The sequence below is a fragment of the Paenibacillus bovis genome (genome assembly GCF_001421015.2).
Taxonomy (GTDB): Bacteria; Bacillota; Bacilli; order Paenibacillales; family Paenibacillaceae; genus Saccharibacillus; species Saccharibacillus bovis.
In genome coordinates this window covers 3,737,776-3,761,954 of record NZ_CP013023.1, presented here as the reverse complement: position 1 = coordinate 3,761,954, position 24,179 = coordinate 3,737,776, and the positions used below count along the sequence as shown (strand labels likewise).

At 46.3% G+C, this 24,179-nt stretch carries 21 protein-coding genes; 12 read left to right on the top strand and 9 right to left on the bottom strand.

The window, feature by feature from the left end; all coding sequences use genetic code 11:
• Positions 1 to 17 precede the first annotated feature (17 nt).
• The 4 genes from dat to AR543_RS15955 all read left to right on the top strand — a co-directional run bounded on the left by dat (position 18) and on the right by AR543_RS15955 (position 5,115).
• Positions 18 to 878: a D-amino-acid transaminase gene (gene dat, locus AR543_RS15970; RefSeq protein WP_060535444.1), complete on the top strand. Its 861-nt coding sequence runs from the start codon at positions 18 to 20 to the stop codon at positions 876 to 878.
• Positions 879 to 1,290: 412 nt separating this feature from the next.
• A complete protein-coding gene (locus AR543_RS15965) occupies positions 1,291 to 2,229 on the top strand; it encodes an ABC transporter permease subunit (RefSeq protein ID WP_060535443.1) in 939 nt (312 codons plus the stop codon).
• 174 nt (positions 2,230 to 2,403) lie between these two features.
• Positions 2,404 to 3,315: a carbohydrate ABC transporter permease gene (locus AR543_RS15960; protein ID WP_060535442.1), complete on the top strand. Its 912-nt coding sequence runs from the start codon at positions 2,404 to 2,406 to the stop codon at positions 3,313 to 3,315.
• A 54-nt stretch (positions 3,316 to 3,369) separates the two neighbouring features.
• Positions 3,370 to 5,115 (top strand): type 2 periplasmic-binding domain-containing protein, encoded by a 1,746-nt coding sequence (locus AR543_RS15955; RefSeq protein WP_060535441.1) that lies wholly within the window; start codon positions 3,370 to 3,372, stop codon positions 5,113 to 5,115.
• A gap of 290 nt (positions 5,116 to 5,405) precedes the next feature.
• Here the strand turns inward: AR543_RS15955 and AR543_RS15950 are convergent, their stop codons facing one another.
• Positions 5,406 to 5,711: a hypothetical protein gene (locus AR543_RS15950; RefSeq protein WP_158523985.1), complete on the bottom strand. Its 306-nt coding sequence runs from the start codon at positions 5,709 to 5,711 to the stop codon at positions 5,406 to 5,408.
• A gap of 592 nt (positions 5,712 to 6,303) precedes the next feature.
• On the bottom strand, positions 6,304 to 6,687 hold the full coding sequence (locus AR543_RS15945; protein WP_060535439.1) for a VOC family protein: 384 nt from the start codon (positions 6,685 to 6,687) through the stop codon (positions 6,304 to 6,306).
• Positions 6,688 to 7,026: 339 nt separating this feature from the next.
• On the opposite strand from AR543_RS15945, the gene AR543_RS15940 reads away from it, so the two are divergent.
• On the top strand, positions 7,027 to 8,088 hold the full coding sequence (locus tag AR543_RS15940) for an SPFH domain-containing protein (RefSeq protein WP_060535438.1): 1,062 nt from the start codon (positions 7,027 to 7,029) through the stop codon (positions 8,086 to 8,088).
• Positions 8,085 to 9,032 carry a diacylglycerol kinase catalytic domain-containing protein gene (locus AR543_RS15935; RefSeq protein WP_060535437.1) on the top strand — a complete coding sequence of 316 codons (948 nt, stop codon included), beginning with the start codon at positions 8,085 to 8,087 and terminating at the stop codon, positions 9,030 to 9,032. Before AR543_RS15940 ends, AR543_RS15935 begins: the two co-directional genes overlap by 4 nt.
• A gap of 57 nt (positions 9,033 to 9,089) precedes the next feature.
• On the opposite strand, the gene AR543_RS15930 is transcribed toward AR543_RS15935, so the two are convergent.
• Positions 9,090 to 10,196: a DUF4179 domain-containing protein gene (locus AR543_RS15930; RefSeq protein WP_060535436.1), complete on the bottom strand. Its 1,107-nt coding sequence runs from the start codon at positions 10,194 to 10,196 to the stop codon at positions 9,090 to 9,092.
• A gap of 217 nt (positions 10,197 to 10,413) precedes the next feature.
• Entirely contained in the window at positions 10,414 to 12,114 is a 1,701-nt protein-coding gene (locus AR543_RS15925) for a methyl-accepting chemotaxis protein (RefSeq protein ID WP_060535435.1), read from the bottom strand.
• A gap of 291 nt (positions 12,115 to 12,405) precedes the next feature.
• Here AR543_RS15925 and AR543_RS15920 point away from each other — a divergent pair, with 291 nt between their 5' ends.
• Positions 12,406 to 13,698: a glycoside hydrolase family 27 protein gene (locus AR543_RS15920; protein ID WP_060535434.1), complete on the top strand. Its 1,293-nt coding sequence runs from the start codon at positions 12,406 to 12,408 to the stop codon at positions 13,696 to 13,698.
• 93 nt (positions 13,699 to 13,791) lie between these two features.
• Positions 13,792 to 14,010: a hypothetical protein gene (locus AR543_RS15915; RefSeq protein ID WP_060535433.1), complete on the top strand. Its 219-nt coding sequence runs from the start codon at positions 13,792 to 13,794 to the stop codon at positions 14,008 to 14,010.
• Between the two features lie 310 nt (positions 14,011 to 14,320).
• Here AR543_RS15915 and AR543_RS15910 read toward each other — a convergent pair whose 3' ends face one another.
• Both AR543_RS15910 and AR543_RS15905 read right to left on the bottom strand, forming a co-directional pair.
• Positions 14,321 to 15,460: a DUF4179 domain-containing protein gene (locus tag AR543_RS15910; protein ID WP_060535432.1), complete on the bottom strand. Its 1,140-nt coding sequence runs from the start codon at positions 15,458 to 15,460 to the stop codon at positions 14,321 to 14,323.
• Positions 15,447 to 15,995: a sigma-70 family RNA polymerase sigma factor gene (locus AR543_RS15905; RefSeq protein WP_082472254.1), complete on the bottom strand. Its 549-nt coding sequence runs from the start codon at positions 15,993 to 15,995 to the stop codon at positions 15,447 to 15,449. Before AR543_RS15905 ends, AR543_RS15910 begins: the two co-directional genes overlap by 14 nt.
• Positions 15,996 to 16,152: 157 nt before the next feature.
• Between AR543_RS15905 and AR543_RS15900 the strand changes: the two genes are divergently transcribed.
• Positions 16,153 to 16,941, top strand: a complete 789-nt coding sequence (locus AR543_RS15900; RefSeq protein ID WP_060535431.1) for a hypothetical protein — start codon at positions 16,153 to 16,155, stop codon at positions 16,939 to 16,941.
• A gap of 345 nt (positions 16,942 to 17,286) precedes the next feature.
• Here AR543_RS15900 and AR543_RS15895 read toward each other — a convergent pair whose 3' ends face one another.
• On the bottom strand, positions 17,287 to 18,174 hold the full coding sequence (locus tag AR543_RS15895) for a DegV family protein (RefSeq protein WP_060535430.1): 888 nt from the start codon (positions 18,172 to 18,174) through the stop codon (positions 17,287 to 17,289).
• A gap of 346 nt (positions 18,175 to 18,520) precedes the next feature.
• Here AR543_RS15895 and AR543_RS15890 point away from each other — a divergent pair, with 346 nt between their 5' ends.
• The 3 genes from AR543_RS15890 to AR543_RS15880 all read left to right on the top strand — a co-directional run bounded on the left by AR543_RS15890 (position 18,521) and on the right by AR543_RS15880 (position 21,649).
• A complete protein-coding gene (locus tag AR543_RS15890; RefSeq protein WP_082472253.1) occupies positions 18,521 to 19,189 on the top strand; it encodes a DUF1836 domain-containing protein in 669 nt (222 codons plus the stop codon).
• Between the two features lie 104 nt (positions 19,190 to 19,293).
• Positions 19,294 to 19,899 carry a GNAT family N-acetyltransferase gene (locus AR543_RS15885; protein ID WP_060535428.1) on the top strand — a complete coding sequence of 202 codons (606 nt, stop codon included), beginning with the start codon at positions 19,294 to 19,296 and terminating at the stop codon, positions 19,897 to 19,899.
• A 115-nt stretch (positions 19,900 to 20,014) separates the two neighbouring features.
• Positions 20,015 to 21,649: a right-handed parallel beta-helix repeat-containing protein gene (locus AR543_RS15880; protein WP_060535427.1), complete on the top strand. Its 1,635-nt coding sequence runs from the start codon at positions 20,015 to 20,017 to the stop codon at positions 21,647 to 21,649.
• 229 nt (positions 21,650 to 21,878) lie between these two features.
• Here the strand turns inward: AR543_RS15880 and AR543_RS15875 are convergent, their stop codons facing one another.
• Both AR543_RS15875 and AR543_RS15870 read right to left on the bottom strand, forming a co-directional pair.
• Positions 21,879 to 22,961: a hypothetical protein gene (locus AR543_RS15875; protein WP_060535426.1), complete on the bottom strand. Its 1,083-nt coding sequence runs from the start codon at positions 22,959 to 22,961 to the stop codon at positions 21,879 to 21,881.
• 82 nt (positions 22,962 to 23,043) lie between these two features.
• A complete protein-coding gene (locus AR543_RS15870; RefSeq protein ID WP_060535425.1) occupies positions 23,044 to 24,060 on the bottom strand; it encodes a hypothetical protein in 1,017 nt (338 codons plus the stop codon).
• Between the last annotated feature and the right edge of the window lie 119 nt (positions 24,061 to 24,179).

The following is a 24,179-nucleotide window of genomic DNA, read 5'->3' as shown; positions in this document are numbered from 1 at the left end:
AAAAGGGAGGTTCTCTTATGCTGCTCTGGAACGGCAAGCTTGTTAATGAAGAAGATGTACGGGTATCCTATCATGATCGGGGTTATTACTTTGGTGATGGGATCTATGAAGTATTTCGCATTTACCAGGGACATCTGTTTGAAAAGGAAGCGCATCTGGATCGTCTGTATAACAGTCTCGCCGAGATCAAAATCCGGATTCCGTGGAGTCGTGAAGAACTGTCTGACCAGCTGGATCAGCTCCGGGATACGTTTGGTGAACAGGACGGGATGTTATATCTGCAATTCACCCGCGGCGAAGCCAAAAGAGCCCATGCTTTTCCCGCGAGCAGTACAGCAGTGATGCTGGGTTATTGTGAGCCGCTCGCTCGTCCGGTCGATGCGATTGAGAACGGTATAGCCACGATTACCTGTGAAGATGTCCGCTGGCTGCGCTGTAATATCAAATCGCTGAACCTGCTGCCGAATACACTGGCCAAGCAGGAAGCTGCCGAAGCCGGAGCGACCGAAGCTATTCTGATTCGTACGGACAATACCGTAACCGAGGGAAGCTCGTCCAATCTGCTGATCGTCAAGAACGGTACGATCTATACACATCCGGATGGTCCACTAATCCTGAGTGGGATTACCAAAAAAGTCATCGAACGTATCGCGTCCGAACTGCAGATTCCCTATGTACAGCGCAGCTTCACCCGCGAGGAATTAATGGCTGCCGATGAAGCGATGATTACCAGCACCACGATGGAAGCGGCGCCAGTCATCACGATTGATGGCCAGCCGGTAGGCACAGGTACGCCGGGTCCGGTTACCCGTCGTCTGCAGGAAGCCTATCTGCAGCAGGTACATGCCTTGTTAGCCGGTGCCAGCCCAGCTTCATAAGATGAAGCAACGGATGATGAATAGGGAGACCTGATATCATGTCTGATATGTTGATTATTGCTGTACAGTACGGCGAATAATCAAACCATACAACGAATCCTAATATTTATAGTGAAAACGGTCAGCGATATTGCTGATCGTTTTTTGTCGTTATTTCATATTCGAATGGTTTACCCTGTGTTGGTGCTTATTTTCTGATATGTTCTTGTACATTCTGCTTGGGCGTATTTCTTTTGTTCAACTTTATCTGTAGATACTTCAACTTGGTAGTCGCAGGAAGAGACAATCTGTAGATTATTCAGCTTTTTTTACAGATTGTTCATTTAGCGTGACTTCATTGCATATTAAGATAAGGACATGATAACGAATGATCAACCAGGCCAGTGACTGGAAGAACAGAGGAGGTTCCGCTGTGGAGATTACGTATAAAAAAGGAGAAGTCGCACACACGAAAAAGCGGAAGATTCATGCAGACGGGATCAAGCTGCTGTTAATGACCTTGCCATTCATTATTTTTGTAATCGCTTTCAGTTATGTGCCGCTATTTGGCTGGGTGTATGCCTTTTTTGACTACCGGCCGGGGATTCCGCTGAGCCAGACCGCTTTTGTCGGGATCGAACATTTCCGTGAGATGCTGCATGACCGGGATATGCTGCGGGTTATGATCAATACGCTTGCACTCAGCCTGCTGTCGATTCTGGCAGCTCCGCTGCCGCTAATCCTGGCGATCATGATCTCGGAAGTAAGAAACGGATTTTTTAAACGCCTAATTCAGACGACTACCACATTGCCCAACTATATTAGCTGGATTATCGTATTCTCGCTGGCATTTAGCATGTTCAGCTCAGAGGGGGCAATCAATACAATTATTGCCCGGCTGGGGCTGAGTGATACACCGCTCAATGTACTGGGCAATCCCGATCATGTATGGCTCGTCCAGACCCTGCTGCTGATCTGGAAAACGATTGGCTGGAATGCGATCATCTATCTGGCAGCGATTGTCGGCATTGACGGCGAACAGTACGATGCAGCCAAGATCGATGGAGCCGGACGATTCCACAGTATTGTGCATATTACGATACCCAATATTATGCCTACCTTTATCGTGCTGCTACTGCTGGCAGTGAGCAACCTGCTGTCCGCCGGATTCGAGCAATATCTAGTGTTCAACAATATTATGGTTGCGGACAAAATCGAAGTGCTGGATCTGTATGTATATCGCCTGGGACTTGTAACCAATGACTATCCATACTCCACAGCAGTCGGTATGTTCAAGTCGGTAATCAGTATTATCCTGCTGTTCATGATTAACAGCCTGTCCAAAAGAGTCAGAGGCGAAAGTATTATCTAACAGCAATTGTAATAGGCTGAAAGTTATGAGCGCCTAATCATAAAAATAAGTCATAGTGAATCCGTCAATGTATACGAATCTGGCTCGCTCTGTTCATCTCATTATTGCCATACTTGTATTTGGTACCATCGGTAACCGGGAGTATGGAATTACAGCCGGAAGGAAGGAATATGTATGGAAAAGACAGCCGGAGTGCGTACCCGCAAGCCGATCAACTGGTCGGATATGGCCTTTAGCGTGGTCAATTATACGCTACTGACCATTTTGCTGATCATCACGATTTATCCGTTTTATTATATTTTTATCTATTCGATCAGTGATTCATTTCAGGCACAGAGTGGTGTGTTTCTGTGGCCTGCCGGGTTCTCGCTGGAGAGTTACCGGGCGACCCTGCAGCTGAATGGATTGCAGGAGGCAGCTATCGTTTCCGTTCTGCGGACCATTATCGGTACGCTGCTCACCGTACTTTGCTGTTCCTTTTTTGCCTATTTGATTACCAAGCGGGAGATGCCCATGCGTAAGCTGATCTACCGCTTTGTACTTATTACGATGTACTTTAACGCCGGCTTTATCCCCTGGTATCTGACGATGAAAGCTTATGGTCTACAAAATAATTTCCTGTTATATGTACTGCCGACAGCACTCAGCGGATTCAATATTATTCTGATCAAGACATTTATCGAGCAACTGCCGCCAGCGCTGGAAGAATCTGCGAAGATTGACGGAGCAGGATACTTTACAATCTTCACCCGGGTAATCTTCCCGTTGTCGACGCCGATTATCGCGACAATCGCTGTATTTGCTGCCCTGGGGCAATGGAATACCTGGTTCGATAATTTCTTTCTGGTGGAAAATCCGAATCTGCAGACGCTTCAGCTGGTGCTGTACAATTTCCTCAATCAGTCCAACAGTATCTCCAGTATGAGTGCAGCGGAAATGACCAATTCGGCAGAAGTGCGAACGATGACGCCGCAGTCGATCCAGATGACGATTACCATGCTGGTTACTCTGCCGATCGTAGTCGTTTATCCGATGTTGCAGCGCTTTTTTGTCAAAGGTATTATGATGGGCGCAGTCAAAGGATAAGACTGGCGCACCTCTTTTAAGACAGGTAAGATAACTATATCAGGGGGTTGGAATATGAGAAGAACAGGTAAAGGCAGAGCAGCGGCAGCATTATTACTTTCTTTTATGGTAACGCTTACAGCTTGTTCGGGTGCAGCAGATAATACGGCCGGTAATGCCAGCCAGGCCGGTACAGCAGACCAAAATGGAATTGTAACGCTGCGTGTACTCGTCAACGAGACCGGCACGAACTGGAATACGTATCCGGATAGCGATATTGCCAAAGAAATCGAGAAAAAAGTCGGCGTGAAAATCGAATACGTCGAAGCCGATGCCAACAAAATGAATGTGCTGCTCGCTGGCGGTGATCTGCCGGATATTGTACGTGCCGATCCTACCCAGTATGGCAAGCAACTGATTGATGGCAAACTGATCATCCCGATGGATGATATGCTGGACAAGTACGGCAAAGATATTGAGAAGACGATTCCTACAGTAGTCGATTACAGCAGGGATAACTGGAGTGAAGGGCAGAAAAAGCTGTATTTCCTGCCACCGCAAATCCAGGCTGATCCAAGTCCCATTTATCCCAATCTGACAATCGGACCTACTATGCGTTGGGATTATTACAAGGAAGCAGGTACCCCGCCTATCAACAGTACCGATGACCTGCTGAATGTACTTCAGCAAATCTCTGCCAAGCATCCGACTACCGAAGAAGGCAAAAAAATCTACGGCGTATCCATGTGGCAGGATTGGGGATTGTGGCCTTATATTATTCCATTTACATGGATTACCCAGCAGAGTGCAATCGGCAGCTCCGATCTGTTCGCCAAGCCGCTCGGTGAGCACCGTCTGATCAATGTACTGACCGACGAGAACTCCAATTATTGGGTCGCGATGGACTTTTATAACAAGGCTTACCGGATGGGCTTGCTGGACCCGGATGCCCTGACGATGAAAAATAACGACTATATGGCCAAAGCAACAGCCGGACAATTCATTCTCGGACCGGCTACCTGGGCGATGGGCGATTACAATGCCAAGTATGCCAAAGACGGCAAAGGGTTCATGGTACTGCCGGTAGGCAAGCAGGCCTGGAGCGGTGGCGTTCGTCCGGTAGGCTGGGCCGACAAGAGCTATGCCATTTCCAAAAGCTCCAAATATCCGGAAAAAGCAATGGAATTCCTGAACTATATCCATTCCTATGAAGGTGCCCGGACCCTGTACAGCGGAATCGAAGGCAAGAACTGGAATATGGAAAATGGCAAGCCCCAGCTGACCAAAGAGACGATCGATATGAAAGTCAATGGCGGTGATGCATGGGAACGTACAGGTATCGCGCTTGATCAGAATCTGATCGGTCTCGGTGGCAGTGTGATTGATCCGAAGACCAAAACGCCGGTCAATCTGTTCTCTACCGAAGAAGCGATGGCAGCAAGTTCAACCACCCTGGAAAAAGACTTCAGCAAGCATTATGGAGCATCCTATCCAGGAGAAGTGGTATCCAAAATGGTGCAGGAAGGCAAGCTGCAGGATGAGAATACACCACTGCAAAATATGACCGCCGAAGACATTGTAAAAGAGAATACCGTGGTGCTGCCTGTATTAAACGACGATCTGCTCAAACTGGAGACGCAGCTCAAAGAACTGGCTGCACGTACCGCAGCAACGATGATCCTGTCCAAAACGGACGAAGATTTTTCTGCCAATAAGCAGGACGCTATTGCAGCATTCAAGGCAGCAGGAGCGGATCAACTGACCCAGTTCTTGACGACAGAATACAGCAAAGCGCTCCAGACCGCCGGTGTAAAACAGTGATGAGCCAGCATAACCCAGTTCGCTATTTTTGATCTCGACTTTTATTAAACGGTACCAAACAGGGTGCAAATAAAACAAATTAATCAAAAACCGTATCCCTAAAACACTAAAAGACCGGTATCCTGTAAAGGTACCGGTCTTTTGAATTGCGCTGGCTCGTTATTAGCGGCTGAATGGTGATTGAATGTGTGGAAAGAACGATTATACAGATCATAAGCACCCAGCATAACGATCATATGCACACTTAAGCACTACTGGTTATAAATTCTGTAAATAATCCGAAATCTATATTAGCGGCGGCTCGATCCTCTGGATGTGAACAGTGTTTTGTGACTGGTGCGAGTACCAGAAGTACGTGCTGCAGGAACCGTAGCGGCAGGTACAGGAAACGCTTCTTTGAAAGAACCGGTACAACTACTGCAGATTCGTCCTTGACGGATGGGCTGACGGCAGCATTCGCAAGGGAAGGTAAGTTTCGGATATGTGAAGGAGAATTTGCCTTCCTTGATAAACTGATACAGCTCCGTGATTTCCACGTCAGCGGCCTGACTCAGTTCTTCGGTAGTACTGTTCGGATATCTCCAGAGATGATCCATACAGCGTTTTATTGTCGAATCCAGTTCGTTACTGCATCCGTTACACATTTTGCGAAAATTCTTCTGATATACTGTGCCACAACGAGGGCAATAATCTACCATCAAAGTCATACGGATCACCTCTTTCTTTTTCGTCATTATAGTTAAGTGAATTGGATAATTAGTATCTAAATAGGTCTATGTGTTCATGGGTCTATAATACTATTTAAATAGGGATATAGCAATACAAATTATGTATAAAGACTCATACATTTTAGTTCCATAGACTTATATAACTATATTTACCAATTTAACATGACAATGGAATATATACATTGGAGCATTCTTGTGACTGTTTCAAAAATCAGCAAGCAAATATGCTTCCATCTCATTGTTAATATACACAATTATGCAAAAACGAATCAGGTATTAATTTCCAGATACTATTTCATAAATACAAACGCCAAACAGACGTACAGCGACAATAAGCCGTGTACGTCTGTTTGGGATCTGATCATTTAGTTGTGCTTATACCAATCCACAATCGGATTTCATCTGCAAACAAGAGAGAGTATCAGCCGTATACACAGGGCAGCTACGGAGTTCCCGGCTGTTAGCCAACAGCGGTGCAGATTTCGATAAAGTGCCCATCAGGATCTGTTATATAAGCTACAGTCTGCCCCCATGGCTTGGTCACCGGTTCGCGAACGATTGGAACCTGCTGCCCGCGCAATTCTTCAATTACGGCGGCTACGTCTTCTACGACAAATCCCACTTCAAATGAACTGGCGGCAGGCACATCAGCCGTCAATCCCAGACCAAGCAGTTCATTGACAGATTCACGTGTATTGATCGACAGCGTGGTTGCTCCCGTATCAAATTCCACATACGTTCCAGCTTCCATTTTGACAGGCAGACCGAGAATATCCCTGTAAAAACGCATAGATTGTTCAAAATCATTAACATACAAAATCACGTATTTCATAGCCAGTTTCATTGTACTGTCTCCTCTACAATTGTAGTTGATTGCAGGTAGTATCTATAGCCTGTAATCGTATAACACCAGCTATACGGCAGGAATAGAAAGCGAATAATCCTTGCCGTTTTCATGGGTGAAATTCTTGTCTTTCTTATGTAGGCAGCTAGTACATTCAGTATACTACCCTTTGCGCTTATCCGGCTTCCTTTTTCAACCAAGTTCTTCTATAGATAAAAAGAACGTCAAATATAATTATTATTTTGTTATTATCATATTGATATTAACAAAGGATCATGTTATTCTGTGTTCAACAACATATTAACAAATTGTTAATAACATTCGAAAGGGAGTATGTTTATGTTCGGTTTACGTTTTGCGAAGTTCCAGCCCAGTGACTATGTGATGAAAGTAAAGAACGGCAAGATTGTCAGAGAAGGCGTAGGATTGTCCTTTTATTATTATGAACCGACGACTTCAGTCGTTGTTGCTCCGGTATCTTCGATTGATGTACCGTTTATGTTCGAAGAGATTACGCATGATTATCAGATGGTCACTGTACAGGGCCAGCTAACGTACCGGATTACGGATTACCGGCAGACAACCCGAATTCTGAACTATACGTACAATCTTAAAAAGAACAAATATATCTCTGATGATCCGGGCAAACTGTCCCAGCGGGTAATCCATATTGTCAAAGTCCGCATGAAAAAGCGTATCGAGCAGATGCCGCTGAGGGAAGCGATCCAATCGAGTGAATATCTGGTTCAGAATATTACCAAAGAGATGCAGGCCAGTGAGGAGCTGCAAAAGCTGGGGATTGAGATAATGGGGTTGTCTGTACTCGCTATTTTGCCCAACAAAGAAACGATGCGTGCGCTGGAAGCCCGGACGAGAGAACAGATTCTGCGCGATGCTGATGATGCCCTGTATGAACGGCGCAATGCCTCGATTGAGCAGGAACGGCGGGTACGGGAGAACGAGCTAAGTACCGAGATTGCTGTAGAAACCAAAAAACGGCAGATCCGCGAGACCCAGCTGGAAGCCGAACGCTCGGTAAAAAGCAAGCAGAATGAAATGGAGCAGGAGCAGCTGCAGTTCAATACCGGTCTGGAAGAGCAGAAGCAGATGCTAATCGAGCTGAGCATTGCCAATGATAAAGCCCAGGCGGATGCGCGTGCCTATGAATTGTCGGCAGTAATGAAGTCGCTGGAAGATGTACAGCCCGGCGTGCTCCAGGCAATGGCCAATATGGGCATGAAGCCGGATCAGCTGATTGCAGTTGCTTTTCAGGGTCTGGCGGAGAATGCGAGCCGGATCGGTCAGCTCAATATTACACCGGATCTGCTGCAGGGCTTGCTGGGTGATTCCAGTAATAGCTCTGTGCATACCGGAACAGAACGGGGAGGACGGATCCGATGAATCAGCGGATGACCGAAAACAAAATCATTCTCGTGCAGCGTCGTACGCGGCTGCAGGAACTGATTGTTCGCTACAATACGATTCAGCAGGCGCAATTCTATATTGAGCGAATGGGAGCGGATTTTGATGATTATGTACAGGAGGATCAAAAGTATCATCAGGCACTGGAAGCGGCAATAGCAGAGCTGCAGCCGCTTGGACGGGTGCAGCGGCTGGACCGCGAGCATGTACCCAGCTTTATTTTCGGTCCGGAGGATGTGGTGGTAGTACTTGGGCAGGATGGACTGGTTGCCAATACGATGAAGTATGTGACCGACCAGCCGCTGATTGGAGTCAACCCGGACCCGCAGCGCTGGGATGGTGTACTGCTTCCTTTTACCGCCCGGGATCTGGGCAAAATTGTACCGGAAGTATTCCGGCGTCAGCGTCAGGTCAAGGAAGTGCGGCTGGCGAGAGCCGAGCTGAATGACGGACAGTCACTGACCGGCGTCAATGATCTGTTTATCGGGCGGCGCACCCATGTCTCGGCGCGATACGAGATTGCGGTTGGAGAACGACACGAGCAGCAGTCATCCAGCGGGATTATCGTCTCAACCGGAATGGGCTCTACCGGCTGGTTCAAAAGTGTAATGGCTGGCGCAGCAGGCATTATGAAATATGCCGGCCAGCAGGAGGTACAACTGAACAGTCAAGAGTCTTCCGCTTTCTCCTGGGATGCTCCTTATCTGTATTACAGCGTGCGTGAACCTTTTCCAAGCCGGACGACAGCCGCCGAACTGGTTTTTGGCCGGATCGATGGGGAGAAGCCGCTAAAAATTATATCGCAGATGCCCGAGAATGGAGTTATTTTCAGTGATGGAGTAGAGAGTGATTATCTAGAGTTCAATTCCGGGATTGAAGCAACCATAAGTGTCGCACAGCAAAAAGCGCATCTTGTTATCTGATGCGCTTTTTGCTGTATTTGTGCATGGTAGAGCGTGCAGGGACTGCGGTAGTCTATCTTATTTGATCCGGATAATCTGCGTATCTTCATACGTGGAAGTCCCGAGCGGCTTGACTACCACTTCGAGAGAGTCCGGTTCATCGAGTAGATTACTGTAATATACATGTTCGAATGTATAGGGGTCATGACTGACGATGCGGCTACCGAGGGGCTGCAGGGTAATAGATTGACCGTTCTTTTCGGAGATTACGCCTCTTGGACTAAGCCAGATCTCATCGCGTTTGGCATGTTCTGCTGGTGTATCTTTGTCAGCAGTAAAGCGTACACGCATCTCCAGCGGAGACAACTCGACACGGGATAAAAGTACCGTATGATTATTCCAGTGAATCACCTGATTGGGATAAATAATCTCGGTCTCCTGGGTGCGGAATTGTGGAGCTAGCGAGAAGTGGACAAGCAGTGTAGGTGAATAGCGGATACGTCCTGGCTCCGATGTCGAATCCGGCGTAATGGACATGATCCGGAACTGGGCAGCAATCTCGCGCGGGAAATTCTGACGGTGATCCAGGCGCATCGTTGCGGTACCGTAGTACTGCTGCCGATTCTCGTTACCAGTGGTGCCATTCATGCGTACACGGGAACTGCTGATCGGCTCGCCGGTGGCAATATTGAGCAGTTTGACACTGCTTACACGAGGAATCTGGCGACTGTCATTCATTTCCGCGGTATACAGCAGAATCAGACGATTCTCATCAGCGGTGACGGCATTGACAGTCAGTTTGTAGCCTTCCTGCTCGGCGGTTTTGTTGATCATCTGGATATAATTATGCTCCATCGCAGAAACCAGACTTTGATTATGCACATCCTCCGACTGATAGATACGGAAAGGCTCCAGCTCGCCCCAGCTCGCTGCATTGGTCTGCAGATCGGGTACCGGTCTCAGCCAGGTCGTCGTCAGCAGAATCAGCATTACAATAGTAGTGGCTATAATGACCACGAGAAGCCGGGCATCCCACCAAGTGCGTTGTACCGGCTGGTCTGCCGAATCGCTCTGCTGTGCAGGCTGGGATTCCGGGAGAGTGGATACCGGAGAGTGAACAGAAGGCTGTGTTATAGGCAGACGATCAGTCTCCACCGGCAGTATTCGTTTGTCATGATCGGTCATGCTGACACTCCTCCTGTTCGTCGGTAGTTGTCTGCTGTAGAGGATAAAGCAGAGCCGTTTGTTGTAGATTTCATTCTAATTTTACCTCGTTCTGCATCCATAGTTCCAGCTATTTCTGGTAATGTTATGCCAAATTCATGTCGTTCATTATGTAAAAGCGCCCTAACTGCTGCAGGTACACAGAAGATAGGACGCAAAAGAATGATAAAAGGTTACATTATACTTTAAATTCGTTGATTTGAGATTGGAGCTGCTCCGCTGTGTTGGCGAGTGAAGCAGAAGAAGTAGTGATCTCTTCCATCGAAGCCAGCTGCTCTTCGGTAGCTGCCGATACGTTCATCGTACCGGAAGCTGTCTCTTCGGTAATCAGTGTAATTTCTTTGGAGAAGCGTACGATCTCTTCGGTGCTGGCCGACATTTGCTCGGCGCCTGCAGATACTTCCTCGATATCACCGGCTACCTGATTGACAGCAGAGAGAATATCCTGGAAGGCATTGCCGGCGAGTGATACGGATTGAATACCTTTGCGTACTTCCTGGCTGTTTACATCGACAGCCTGAATAGCGCGGTAGGTTTCTCTCTGGATTGTACTTACCAGTTCGGTAATCTGACGTGCGGATTCAGCAGATTGCTCAGCCAGTTTGCGCACTTCATCAGCTACGACAGCGAATCCGCGACCCGCATCACCGGCACGTGCCGCTTCAATAGCAGCATTCAGGGCAAGCAGGTTGGTCTGGGAAGAAATACCGGTGATTACATCCGTAATATTACCAATGGTCTGCGAGCGTTCACCCAGTTCCTGCACGACATGCGCCAGGGAAGTCATGGAATTCTGGATCGAATCCATCTGGGCTACAGCATCACGAATAGCTGCGTCGCCATCTGCCGATTTGGAAGCTGCTTCGGCTGCAGATGTGGACACGGTCTGCGCACGGATAGCGATTTGTTCTACACCGATAGACATTTCCTGCATCGCCTGAGCGGATTTGGCGGTCAGATCGACCTGACGTGTTGTACCCTCGGCCACTTCCTGTGTGGTCTCGGCAATCTGGCGGGATGCCTGGGTATTCTGTTCACTGCTGGCAGTCAACTGTTCGGATGAAGCAGCGATCATCTCGGAAGTCGAAGCCACCGATTCGATCAGATTGCGCAGGTTCTGTGACATTTTATTAAAGGAATCAGCCAGCAAGCCAATCTCATCACGATTACGTATATCTATAGGTTCGCCGGACAGGTCACCACTGGCAATATGCTCGGCAGCCTGTTGCAGGGACTTGACCGGACGGGAAATCAGACGCGCGATAAAGATTGCAATCGCAAGTGCCAGTATTACCGATACAATAGTCAGAATAAAGATATTGCGGGAAGTCGATGTGGACAAATCTACAGCATCATTAGTCAGCAGTGCCGATTGCTGATTCTCCAGTGCAATCAGTTGACTAATTGCGTCATTGGCTGCATACCAGATTGGATAAGCTTGCTTGTGCAGATCCAGAGAAGCCTGGGTCTGGTTGGCATTACCGGCTTCAATCAATTGCGGCAGCATGGCAATGTATTTATCATAATTAGAAGTAAATTGCATAAACATCTGTTTTTCCTGATCGGTCTGGATCAATTTTTCATACTCGGTACGTTCTTTGGCGATTTTGTCGAGCAGAGCTGTATAGGACTCATTAAGGCTTTTCAGCTGGGAAGGGTCTGTTTCGAACAGGATATTCAGCACCAGACGTTCCACGTCGGATACATCACCATTCATGGTGCCGAGCAGGGTTACACTTGGCATCGATTTGGTATTTATCTGTTTGAGCTGGGTACCCAGTTTATTAATTCCCATTGTAGAGATTAATCCCGTAAGGGCAAGAAGTAAAACAACTACGATAAAACCGGTTAAAAGCTTTGTTTGAATATTAAACCTCATAAATTCACGCTCCAGCTGCAAAATATAATGTTGAGTACGTTAGTCATGTATATATATCGTCCTGTTCCCCTAAAAATTTATATATAAATTGGAATTCAGTAAGCTATTAAAAAAATAACCAAAAGTATTCAGAAAAAGGTATATAGCAGTTCAGTTAGAAAAGTATAAAGTATACATAAATATAATTTATTTATATAAATATATCCTTTATATTGAACTTCAATATAGTAAGCGTTATCATCAGTAAGAACAGGTAGTATAAATTTATCCGATGAAATGGAGTGTATACATATGCAGCATCATCAATGGGCACCTTATCCACCTCTGGGCTGGAATAGCTGGGATTGCTACGGAGCCGCTGTTCGCGAAGAAGAAGTTCGCGGTAATGCGGAATATATGGCAGAGCATCTGCAGTCTTTTGGCTGGGAATATGTCGTCGTTGATATCCAGTGGTATGAGCCGGGAGCTGTATCTTCTGCATACCGCTCCTTTGTTCCTCTGGAAATGGATACTTATTCGCGATTGATTCCAGCGGTGAATCGTTTCCCTTCTGCGGCTGATGGCCAAGGCTTCAAGCCGCTTGCTGATTATGTACACAGTCTAGGATTGCGATTCGGTATCCATATTATGCGGGGTATTCCTAGACAAGCAGTACATAAGGATACGCCGATCAAAGGGACATCGGTGACCGCTCGCCAGATCGCTCATCCCAATTCGATCTGTCCATGGAACACAGATATGTACGGGGTGGATGCTTCTCGGGAAGGTGCTCAGGAATATTATGATTCGCTGTTTGAACTATATGCGGAATGGGGCGTAGATTTTGTCAAAGTAGACGATATTGCGGCTTCCCGCTTGTATGATACGCATTTGCCGGAAATGGAACTGATTCGCCGGGCGATTGATCGCTGCGGACGTCCGATGGTACTCAGTCTGTCTCCAGGACCTGCGCCACTGGAGTATCACGAAGAATTTGCAGCCCATGCCAATATGTGGCGGGTAACCGATGATTTCTGGGATATCTGGCCGCTGCTATATGCCATGTTCGAGCGCTGCGAGAAATGGGCGCCCCATGTCGCAGAAGGGCAATGGCCGGACTGTGATATGCTGCCGCTCGGTCATATCGGGATTCGCTCGGTGGATGGAGGCGGAAGTGACCGCTGGACGCGGTTTACCCGCGATGAGCAGCTGACGATGATGACGCTGTGGTCCATTTTCCGTTCTCCGCTGATGTTCGGTGGGGAGCTGCGGGATAATGATGCCTGGACGCTATCACTGCTGACCAATGATGAAGTGCTGCAGGCTAATCGCAGCAGTCGTAATGCTCGCCAAATTTTCAGGGATGAGCAGGACCGGATTGTGTGGATGGCCGAGCAGGAGGGTAGTGAGGATCGGTATGTAGCGCTGTTCAATGCAGGCGAAGAAGAGACATTGGTGCGCGTGACACTGGCAGAAATGAATATCCAGGGAGCGGTGCAGCTGCGCAATCTGTGGGAACGATCGGATGCAGGCGTGGTGCAGGGAGATATTGAAGTGAAGCTTGCTCCGCATGCAGCGGCCTTTTACCGGTTGAGCCGGGTGTAAGCAAGTCAGGAAAGAATGGATAGGGATTAGAGTCTGACTGTAAAATATGCTATGATTCATGGATATGTGCAGCATAGAGACAGGAGGATGACGATGGCTTATCAGATTAGACTGGAGACCGATGATGATTTTCAGGATGCGATGGAGCGGCAGTCGGTTCTGCGTATTTTTCGCGGGGATGATTTAATAGAATCCTCGGTGAAAATTGTGCGTTTTGATGAGAACCGGATTGTAGTTCAAGCGGATATTAGCGATATGAAGTACTATGCCAGACAGGAATGCGAGTTTTTTGAGCAGCGTCAGCGGCGATAGCAGGAACGAACGAATATTGATGGCTGCGTCGTGGATGATATGATACTAGCAGGTATAGCAAAAAGGCGGTAGCCCTAAAAGGTAACCGCCTTTTTGCTATGGGCAGGGTGATTGAGACATTACCCGAACTGTATTATGGGGCTCAGTTATATTATAAGCTTCAGTTATTTATCAGATAGGATAGTACAGTATTTGTTCCAGAAAAAAATATCAGCATTTCGCCCGATTAAGCCTGAAGCCTTCAGATTAGGTGTTATAAATGAGGATCTTCAAAGTTAAATCCAAATATTTAGCAGTTTGTTTCTAGATCTTAATGAAGCTTCAACGTATGCTTTTGTCCATCTGCTAATGCGATTTGCAAAGTATCGGGTTGTGATAGTAGGTCACTTCCAAATTCATATTCTACTTCGAAACTGCCATCATCTGCTGTGCCTCCTGAATTTCCGCCAGAGCGATTGTTTAGAGGCGTGAGTTTTCCACCTTTTTGAGCTAATAAATAAAGGTTGGGGAAAACCGGGTAAGGGTCGGATTGAGCAGCTGTGGGATCAAGCACTATTTTGATCTTAATAGATAATGGTGATAGTTCTACTTTGGTTACTTTTAAAGTACCTTTACTCCATTTATAAACTAAATCCTTCGGATAATATATTTTAGGTTCTTGAAGACTGAATTGTGGAGCCAAATCAAAAGGGATTTTGAATATAGGCAAGATGTTTATATCACTCTTTTTTAGTTCCGATTTAGGATGATTCAAAAAGTCTACTTTTGTGGTTCGAAGCTGAAAACGTCCAATCATTTTGTAAGGAAAAGCTTGTCCTTCTTCTAGTTGAATCATACCCATTCCTTTATAGAGTCTGGGGTTTTCGGGAAAAGCGCCTCCCCACATGCCGCTGCCTTCACTAATTACATGACGATCATCTGGGCTGATAAACCGGGAGATACTGGGAGCCATAACAGTTAAATTTTCCTGACTCTCAATAGTGAAGAAATAGATGATTTTTTGGCGATCGGCGGTCAATGCATGCAGCGTAAACGTAAGCCCATTTTGTGTAACCGATGTGTTCGTTCGCTGAATATAATTATTTTTAATAGCTGAATTGAGTGAATCGTAAATATTCATATGGATTGATAACTTACGGAAAGGTTCCAGATCTCCCCAGTTATCATTCGCCTGCTGTTCTGCTTCCGATAGAGCTGCTGTTCTAAATAATGGATTCCACTGATTGATTCCTGCCAGAATAGCAATGACCGTTACAGTTGCTACTGCACTTACCCATACACGCGACCAGCGGCTCTTTGAGGTTCTGCCAAATGTATTGGTGCGTCTGGCAGGCTGCTGCATGCCTGCACGAATGGCCCGGATTTGCTCGAAGTCACCTGCAGGAGGCTGTTCGGTGCGCATTTGCTCTGCATCCTGCTTTAACATCTGTTCCACATCATGCTTCATCATACCAATCCTCCTGTTTATCCATATGCTTACGCAGCTGCTTGAGTGCCTGGTGCTGCCAGGTTTTGATTGTGCCTTCCGGTTTGTCCAGGATGCGGGCGATCTCGGGAACCGTCATGTCATTGTAGTAGCGGAGCAGCAGGATATGACGGTATTTAGGTTTGATTTTCTCCAGCACCGACAGCATCTGCAGGCGCCGATGATCCAGCTGCACAGATGGTTCTGGCATCTGCTGAGGCATGGGTGAGATTCGTTTGCGCCTGCGCTGTTCGTCAATACATATGTAGATCAGAATACGAATGATCCAGGGTTTAAAGGCTGCTGGATTTTTGAGTGTTTTACGCTTTTTCCATGCCCGGAAAGTCGCTTCCTGAATCGCTTCCAGCGCATCTTCATTATTGCGCAGATAGCTATAGGCAATCTGGTAGAGCTGGTTTCGGTGAGACAGCACCGTCTGGTAAAATCGTTCTTCTTCGCAGGCATAATCTGCATCTGCCGACAAAGTATGCAGTTCGGTGTCTGCTTTGGATACCGTCACGATGGTTCCTCCTTTTGGATATCTATATAGTATAGACGAAGCAGATAGGTCATAACGTTTTGATAAATGACATTTATTACATGGGCAAATGCAGAAATAGGATTATAATGAATATAGTTCCTAAGGACTAGATCGCATATTGAAGGAGAAGAATGTATTGAAAAGATGGACAGCATGTATCATTATACTGGCTCTGCTGCTAAGTGGATGCGGAGCACATACGTTTAACCGCCAGTCGGTTCCTAGTTTCAAAGGAGACCCATCGCGTGATTACGCCAAAGTGATCCGCGAAGCGGACACGATTGTATTAAAGACAGATCAGGATGGAAGATTTATTTACAGGGTATACGTACGTGATGAGCCTGTCGCACGAATAGATATGGTTCTATTGAAAAGGTCGGGAGACCGGTTTACCCTGTCAGATGCGAATGGAAAGAAATTGCTGGTAGAAAAGCATCTTCGACGTGGTACGCTGGGTCTTGCCCGTCTGGGTACAATGAAAGATGGCAGCGGGGCAACGGTCGGTTATATGAAAGAGAAGCTGAGAGGACCGTTGATCAAGTCAGGATATTCATTCCAGCTGCTGAATCGCAACAAGCAACAGATTGGCAGTACATCCCTAATTCGCATGCCCTTTAACACGAATATCGAATTCACGAATACTCGGCACGAGCAGGAATACAGTATTACCAAACAGTCGGGAATGAATAGTACATATACGATCAAGAAATTAAGCAAGCACCCGGCGATCCATCCATTACAGGTTATTATGATGATTTGTGTGCAGGAAAAGATTTATGTACAGGACAAAGATGAAAATTGGAAAAAGAAAAATCAGCGTGAGGAATACAAGCGAAAAAAAGAGGAGCGGCGACAGGCAAAAGTGAACAAGCAAGAAAGAAAAGTAGAGAAGAAAAAGAAAAAACGCAGCAGTTCCCATTACTAAAAGGCTCACCTAAATCATCAGCCGTATAGTAGTCTTACTATCTCGACTATGCTATGTTATTCTGGCAACCGCATATTCGAACAGCGGAGTTTGTTCATCATGTACAAAAGTCTATGAAAAGAGAAAAGGCTTCCATCCGATTAGGGTGGAAGCTTTTTATATATCAGACCGATAATTCTACCTCATTACTAACCATCTATTCTCATCTGCAGCTCGCAAGAAAATAAAGTGTTCGATAATGAGTGTAATAGTCACAACTCAACTATAGCAAATCATCCATTTATAACGCTGCCAAATCAACCATTCATTGATCAACAGTTATTATTCGTATTGCTTGCTGTCCAATCAGGCTGTTGTATGTGCAGCAGCTGACAGTGTGTTGCGCTGGATCGCACTCCAATTGTTTTTGATCCATGCCAGAGCAAGTGTACCTTCGCCGGCATGAATACCTGCCACCGGGATAAAGGAAGCAATCTCAATCTGCAGACGTGGTGCCAGATGCGCAATTTCTTCTTTGAGCTTAAAAGCACCCTCCAGATTGTTGGCGTGCATAATGCATACATCACGGATATGCTCTACATCTTTTTTCAGGATATCGAGCAGTCGCAGCTTCGCTTTTTTCATCGTACGGATTTTGTCTTCCACAATGACTTTACCTTCTTCAAAGCGCAGCAGCAGATGGATGGACAGCAGCTGACTGATCATCAGCTGGGTGCCGGATACACGACCACTACGATGCAGCTGACTCAGACTGGCCGGAATCATGTAAAAGGACATTTCCTGAATCATACCGTCAATCTGTTCCTTGATCTCGCCTGCTGCCATGCCCTGTTGCTGCATCTCAATGCCCTGCATAACCATCTCGCGCAGCGGGAATGCACCGACTTTGGAATCGATACCGATGACACGTACTTCGGCCATCTCGGCAGCCTGCAGGGAGGAGTTGTAGGTTCCACTTAGTTCGGATGAGCAGTGAATAGCAATAATATCATCGTATTGATCCTTGAGCTGTTCATATAATTCTATAAATTCGCCGATTGGCGGCTGAGAGCTGCCTACACGGTCATGGATGCGCATTTTCTCGTAAAATTGTTCAGCGGTAATATCGATATTCTCACGATATACTTCATCACCTGCAATCAGGCAAAGCGGAACGATATAAATATGGTTCTCGCTTGCAAATACAGGATCGATCATGGCGGTGCTGTCGGTTACCCAGGCGATTGTTCTCATAATAAATCACTACTTTCTCATAGAAGATTCAACAACTCCCTGAAAACCAGCTCAGCTAGCCGCTATTTTCCAAAGATTGTGAGCATATGCTTTGCAATAATTAAATGTGCAATATTGCAAAAAATACATATGTAGTGCAAAACTTTGTGATATAGTTATTATAACCATATGTAATGATGATTACAAACTTGATGCAAGTAGATTAGAATGATATCAGCTTACTGCAAGGCAGTATATCCGTTATAATAGAAAGAAAAACGTAGCGCTATAACAAAAGACACGTTATACGCTTCATTCGTGGCAGTCAGGTGAACAAGGTCATATACATAACGAACCTATATTCTGAATGACTTACGAGGAGGAGAATCCGATGGACCAACCGACGATGCACTACCCGCTTCTGGATGAGCTAAAGGAATGGGGCGAAGCCAAGATCAATTATCGGTTTCCCCGCTGGGAGCAGCTGCCCCAGATCGAACTATATATGGATCAGATGGTCGCGCTGTTGGAAGGGCAATTTCGCCAGTTCCCTGGAGATACAGGCAGCAAGCTGATTACCCCGTCGATGATTAATAATTATGTCAAACAAAAAGTTATCCCGCCCACTGTGAAAAAGCGTTATTCACGCACGCATATCGCTTATCTGATCATGATCTGCAATCTCAAACCGGTTCTGCCGATTGCCACCGTACAGGCGATGATCGAAGGGCAGCTGGAGATTCGTACGCTGGGTGAAATCTATAATCATTTCTGCGAGGAACAGGAGGATGCGTCCAGCTATACGATGGAGCTAGCTCGTCAGGAAGGACGCGCACTGCGCGATAACGCCGGTTCCCAGCAGGAGATGCTGTCCAGCTTCTCACTGAAAATGGCGACACTCGCCAATGCAGGCAAGATTCTGGCGGAGAAGATTACCGGGCTGGAGATGAGCGAACAGGCCGAGCACGAAGCAAAAGAAACAATAAATAATGAAGCTGTTGTTCATACAGCAGATATACACCCAGGACATCCATAAACAGGATGTCTTTTTATTTAATTAATCCAGGACTGCAACATCGGCTATATTACAATCGTTTACTAAATATGGAAAATAACCAGAAGTAAAGGAGAGTGATAGGGATGATGAATATGAATAACCGCTTTGTTCCCAAAGAGGAAGTGCTGATTATAGATGGCGAAGATATTATTTTACGGGAGTTCGCGGATGAAGATCTGGATGCTTTGCATATGCTTACCTGGCAGCCCGAGATTTACAGATATCTGCCTGGCTGGAACGTATCCAGAGAGGTACGTGCAGACTGGCTGGTGAACTACGAGATTCCGGAGAATCGGCAGTTTTTGAATGCCGTATTGAGAGGGGAAGATACTCAGGATCTGTATCTACGCCTGGCGATCTTTTCCAAAAAAACAGGAGAATTGATCGGCTGGTGCTGCACAGGAATCAAAAGTGAACTGCCGTCACCGAATCGCGAGATCGTATATGCCATTTCCAAAGATTACAGGGGAAAAGGATATGCGACACAGGCGGTACAGGGAATGATTATGTATCTGTTTGCCAATACCAATCTTCCGCTGCTGAATGCAGTTGCTCTTACCGAGAATACTGCCTCCTGTCAGGTTATCCGGAAATCGGGCTTTACCCTGCAGGACACGATACACATAGAAGGCGAAGAATACCACCATTATGTGCTGGATCGTCAATCCTGGGCAGAGCATATTCTGTAGTAGCCTAAAAAGAATTTGGTTTTACAGATTCTGTACCTTCTATAAAAGGTTAATAATGGAAAGTTAATATAATTCACATTATTAACTAAAACACTATAGGAGGTATGAATTGAATATGAACAAAAAATGGATTGCTGCCAGTATGGCATCACTGGGTCTGGGACTGACAACTGTAACAGGTACGATATCCGCGGCAGACATTGTCAATTATCAGGCGTCTGTGAACTACAGTTCCACCCAGGGTGTCAATCAGTGGCAATATGAGAAAGCATCGGGAACCATATACAGTAAGCTTACATATCAGACAGGAAGTAACCGTTGGGATAACGCAGGTACCTATCCATGGGTATCGGCGAACGCGCAGCATCCCGGGAATGATGCCGATGCTGTCCGTACCTGGATCGCACCAGCCAATGGAACGATCACAATCACCGGAGCTATAGAAAAAGGAAGCGCCGATGGAGATGGTATTCTCGCGAGTATCCGCAAGGACAATACAACTCTCTGGAGCCAAAAAGTGCAGTCTACTGCTGGCGTATCACCGACGGGTGTAAGCCAAATCCCTGTCCAAAAAGGAACAGGTATTCACTTTGTAATTAACAAAGTCGGCTCAATCAGCTTTGACCATACGCTCTGGAATCCAACAATAGCGTTTACCGAGGCAGCAGATGTACCGGATGATCAGAGCCTGTCGATTGTAGAATTTGGCGCTATAGCAAATGATGGCAAAGACGACTACGCTGCTGTGAATGCGGCTATCGCAGCTGCACGCGCGCAGGGGAAAAACGTATATGTGCCTGCTGGCACGTTCCAGCTGAGTGATATCGTGACAGTGAACGGTGTTACGCTAAAGGGTGCAAGCAAGGAAAATTCCATCCTGCTGTCTACCAATCCCGAGCGCGGTTCGATTGATCTCACAGGCACCAGTCCAGCGATCCGCAACCTGAAGCATGAGTATAAAAGCGTAGTGGAGCGTGGAAACGGTGCTAATGAGAAAAATAGCATCACCGTCAAGAATGCAACCGATTTTACAGTCGACAATATAATAGTGAATAAAGCCAGTACCGCCGGTATTTATGTGAGCGGATCTGCCGGAGGAACAATTACCAATAACACCGTACAAAATACGAATGCCGATGGTATCCATACGACAGGCGGCAGCCATAACATAACTGTGCAAAGTAATACGGTTCAAAATGTAGGCGATGATACGATTGCTGTAGTCAGCTACGGCGATGATCGGGATGCGACAGGCAATCTGGAAGCTACGTATGACGTTCGTATTTTGAATAATCAGGTTAGTGATGGTAAGGCACGGGGCATTTCTGTAGTTGGTGGTCATGATGTGCGGATTGAAGAGAATAATATTCAGCGTACACAGATGGCAGGAATCTATATTGCGACAGAAGCAGGTAAAGATAAGCAGTATATAACCCAGCCAGTAGATCGCGTTACGATTACTAATAATACACTGGATAGTGCAGCATTGAAGCCGGATGGTGGTCATGCGGATATGCTCGTGTATGGAGGGTATTCTGCTGATCCGAACAGTATAGTAATCGACAATATAACCTTCACTGGAAACACTAGCCGCAATTCTACCAAATTCCCGGCCGGTGTATGGGGTAGTGCCAAAATCGGCAAAGTTTCCTTTAGCAATACGACTATTGTCAATGCGCCATATGAAGAGAAGTACAAATTTGAAAATGGAACTGTCACATGGGAAGGCAAACAGGTGTATCCAAGATAACCAATTGTCGATAGGGATAGCTGTTAAAAAGAAAGATTCACAATAGCGGTCGTATGAGGGTTATGTATCTTCGATTGATTTGTGATAAGAAGCTATGAATGCCCTATCTAAAATACAACGTTATTATCAAAATTACTGTGTGCAGTTAAAACAAAAACACGCTAAAGCCAATGGCAGCAGCGTGTTTTTGTTTGTTAATAGTTGCTCTCTTTATAAAATTCTATCGACATCACGGCCAGGTACATACCCATTCCCATGGTCGATCATCATCCCCCCATCCACATACGGGCTGCGGATCAGGCTTGAAGTCTACCGAAAGGGCATAAGGGACAGTTGGATCGTATTTGGAAGGATTCGGTGCATAGACGCGTGTGTGGTAATTGTCGAGTGGCAATCGGAACGTCCTGGTCGTATTTTGATACACGGTTTCGATTACATTTTCTTTCATATCCAAAACTTCCAGTTTGTATACACTCTTCTTGGATGGATTATTAAGATTAATCGTAAAGGTTCCCTCTACATCAAAACTAAGCGAATCCCAGTCCTCGTCAAACGGATTGTCAATCGTATGCATCATGGGATTGGAATGGTCTGCGAGATAGGCTTCTGTAGTAGGGCCGTCATCCCAATATTTCTCGTAACTATCATATGTGTCCGTTAAGATCACTTTAAAATTGAATGGCAGGGTAAAACTGCCGTTCGACTTATTCGTGGTAATGAAAAAGTAATAAGTGCCGGGATTTACAACATGACTGACCTGCTGGTAAGGACCCTTGGTCCGGTAAGATACTGCGACTGCATCCACATCCGCTGGGCCGGAACGTTCATAATAGATATACAAGTTGTAATTCAGACTTGGTGGAGTCAGCAGTAATCCCGTGATTTTCTGGGGTTTGTCTACCTTCACTTTGTACCACACACCACCTGGCCAGAAAAAGCAGCCTGGCATATCCGGAGGCAGGTAGCCTTCTACCGGTGTGTTCGGTTTCACCTCAATCGCCAACTCTGAAGATATATTGGTAGGCATATGAGGAGGCGCCGTTCCCTTTTTGATGTTAGGATTAGCCAGGGACGGGTCAGCCGAATACGTATCTACGGATACGGTATCATCGCCGGGTGGATCTCCCGGGTTGGAATATGGCAGACAATCGGATACATCGCCCTGTGTTGTTACGCCATTCGTCTGGGCGGTACGCTGTAGTGCTGGTGCCGGAGAAGAACCCGCGGCATCAGCAGCCAGACTGCTCATAGGCATGCAGGCGGTCAGCAGCAGAGCTGTTATTGTTTTGAGCATTAACGGTCTGAATTTCATGGGGTGAGCTCCTTTGTAATTTGGGATAAAGACAGATGTGCTTATGATTCATAGCAGGTGTGATAGGATGCGTCATCTTTCTTTATTTAGGCCACGTGCATACCCAAACATCGCCTATTTCCCAGTCACAGACTGGTTTTGGAGGCGTCTTGAAATCCAGGCTTAGCGTGTAATACACATCCGGATCGTAAGAGCCCTTGGCAGAATAGACACGGGTGTAATATCCATTCATCGGAATATCGAATGTTTTGGGAGCATTCTGGTAGACAGTTCCGATCAGCCGGGAGCTTTGATCATACAATTCCGCTTTGTATACGCCTTTGGAGTTGGACGGATTATCTAGCGACAGCGTTAATTTACCATTTTCAGGAATATTCAATGCTTTCCAGTCTTCATCAAAAGGGTTATCGATCGTATGGCGGGTCGGGCCCCAGTCATACACTTCCGTGACAAAGGAATCGTCGGAATACTGCTCATAGTTATCGATTTTCGGACTGAGTATCAGTCTCAGATTAAATGGCACTGTAAGACTGCCGGATGTTCCGCCTTCGGTGATTTCCAGATAATAGGTTCCCGGTCCGCCCACATAGTTGAGCTGCTGGTAAGGGCCACTGCTGCGGAATCCGGCAGTGGATTCCATGAACATATGGTAATTAATTCCTGGCGGCATCAGCATCATGAACGTCATTTTTTGTCTTTCTGTCAAAGTAACTTTGTAATACAGAGCGCCGCCGCTGTAATTCCCCTGGCCATCAGATTGGCTCGGAGGCAGGTAAGATTCGATCGGAGTATCAGGCTTAATCTCAATCGCGGTTTCTCTGGTTGTATTGGTAGGTGGCGTCACCACAGCAGGCGGCAGAGTAGGCGTACTGCTTGCCAGATAGGTATTGGCAGTTGCTGTTGGTTGTTCAGATACAGGTACCGCCGCATTATTTGGCTGAAGCGAATTGGTAATCGAATCGGCAGGGATTGTAACGATCGTGCCCGTATCTGATCGATCCAGACCTGCGGCAGATGTGAGCGATCCCAGTGTCCCTGGAGCCCAGCTGACTACCAGCAGCGTAACCATGATTTTGGATAGAAATGGATTTGATTTCATTGAATAATCCCCTTTAGGAGTTGGAATACAGATCAGAACCTATTTGCTTTTAACGTTTTGGTTTTTACCATCTTTGTTTGTAGCAGCTTGGTTTCTATAGAGGCAGTTATTCGTTTCCT

Coding starts and splice junctions, on each gene's coding strand:
- dat (WP_060535444.1), top strand. CDS start 18: ATGCTGCTCTGGAACGGCAAGCTTGTTAATGAAGAAGATGTACGGGTA.
- AR543_RS15960 (WP_060535442.1), top strand. CDS start 2,404: ATGGAAAAGACAGCCGGAGTGCGTACCCGCAAGCCGATCAACTGGTCG.
- AR543_RS15955 (WP_060535441.1), top strand. CDS start 3,370: ATGAGAAGAACAGGTAAAGGCAGAGCAGCGGCAGCATTATTACTTTCT.
- AR543_RS15950 (WP_158523985.1), bottom strand. CDS start 5,711: ATGGATCATCTCTGGAGATATCCGAACAGTACTACCGAAGAACTGAGT.
- AR543_RS15945 (WP_060535439.1), bottom strand. CDS start 6,687: ATGAAACTGGCTATGAAATACGTGATTTTGTATGTTAATGATTTTGAA.
- AR543_RS15940 (WP_060535438.1), top strand. CDS start 7,027: ATGTTCGGTTTACGTTTTGCGAAGTTCCAGCCCAGTGACTATGTGATG.
- AR543_RS15935 (WP_060535437.1), top strand. CDS start 8,085: ATGAATCAGCGGATGACCGAAAACAAAATCATTCTCGTGCAGCGTCGT.
- AR543_RS15930 (WP_060535436.1), bottom strand. CDS start 10,196: ATGACCGATCATGACAAACGAATACTGCCGGTGGAGACTGATCGTCTG.
- AR543_RS15925 (WP_060535435.1), bottom strand. CDS start 12,114: ATGAGGTTTAATATTCAAACAAAGCTTTTAACCGGTTTTATCGTAGTT.
- AR543_RS15920 (WP_060535434.1), top strand. CDS start 12,406: ATGCAGCATCATCAATGGGCACCTTATCCACCTCTGGGCTGGAATAGC.
- AR543_RS15915 (WP_060535433.1), top strand. CDS start 13,792: ATGGCTTATCAGATTAGACTGGAGACCGATGATGATTTTCAGGATGCG.
- AR543_RS15910 (WP_060535432.1), bottom strand. CDS start 15,460: ATGATGAAGCATGATGTGGAACAGATGTTAAAGCAGGATGCAGAGCAA.
- AR543_RS15895 (WP_060535430.1), bottom strand. CDS start 18,174: ATGAGAACAATCGCCTGGGTAACCGACAGCACCGCCATGATCGATCCT.
- AR543_RS15890 (WP_082472253.1), top strand. CDS start 18,521: ATGACTTACGAGGAGGAGAATCCGATGGACCAACCGACGATGCACTAC.
- AR543_RS15885 (WP_060535428.1), top strand. CDS start 19,294: ATGATGAATATGAATAACCGCTTTGTTCCCAAAGAGGAAGTGCTGATT.
- AR543_RS15880 (WP_060535427.1), top strand. CDS start 20,015: ATGAACAAAAAATGGATTGCTGCCAGTATGGCATCACTGGGTCTGGGA.
- AR543_RS15875 (WP_060535426.1), bottom strand. CDS start 22,961: ATGAAATTCAGACCGTTAATGCTCAAAACAATAACAGCTCTGCTGCTG.
- AR543_RS15870 (WP_060535425.1), bottom strand. CDS start 24,060: ATGAAATCAAATCCATTTCTATCCAAAATCATGGTTACGCTGCTGGTA.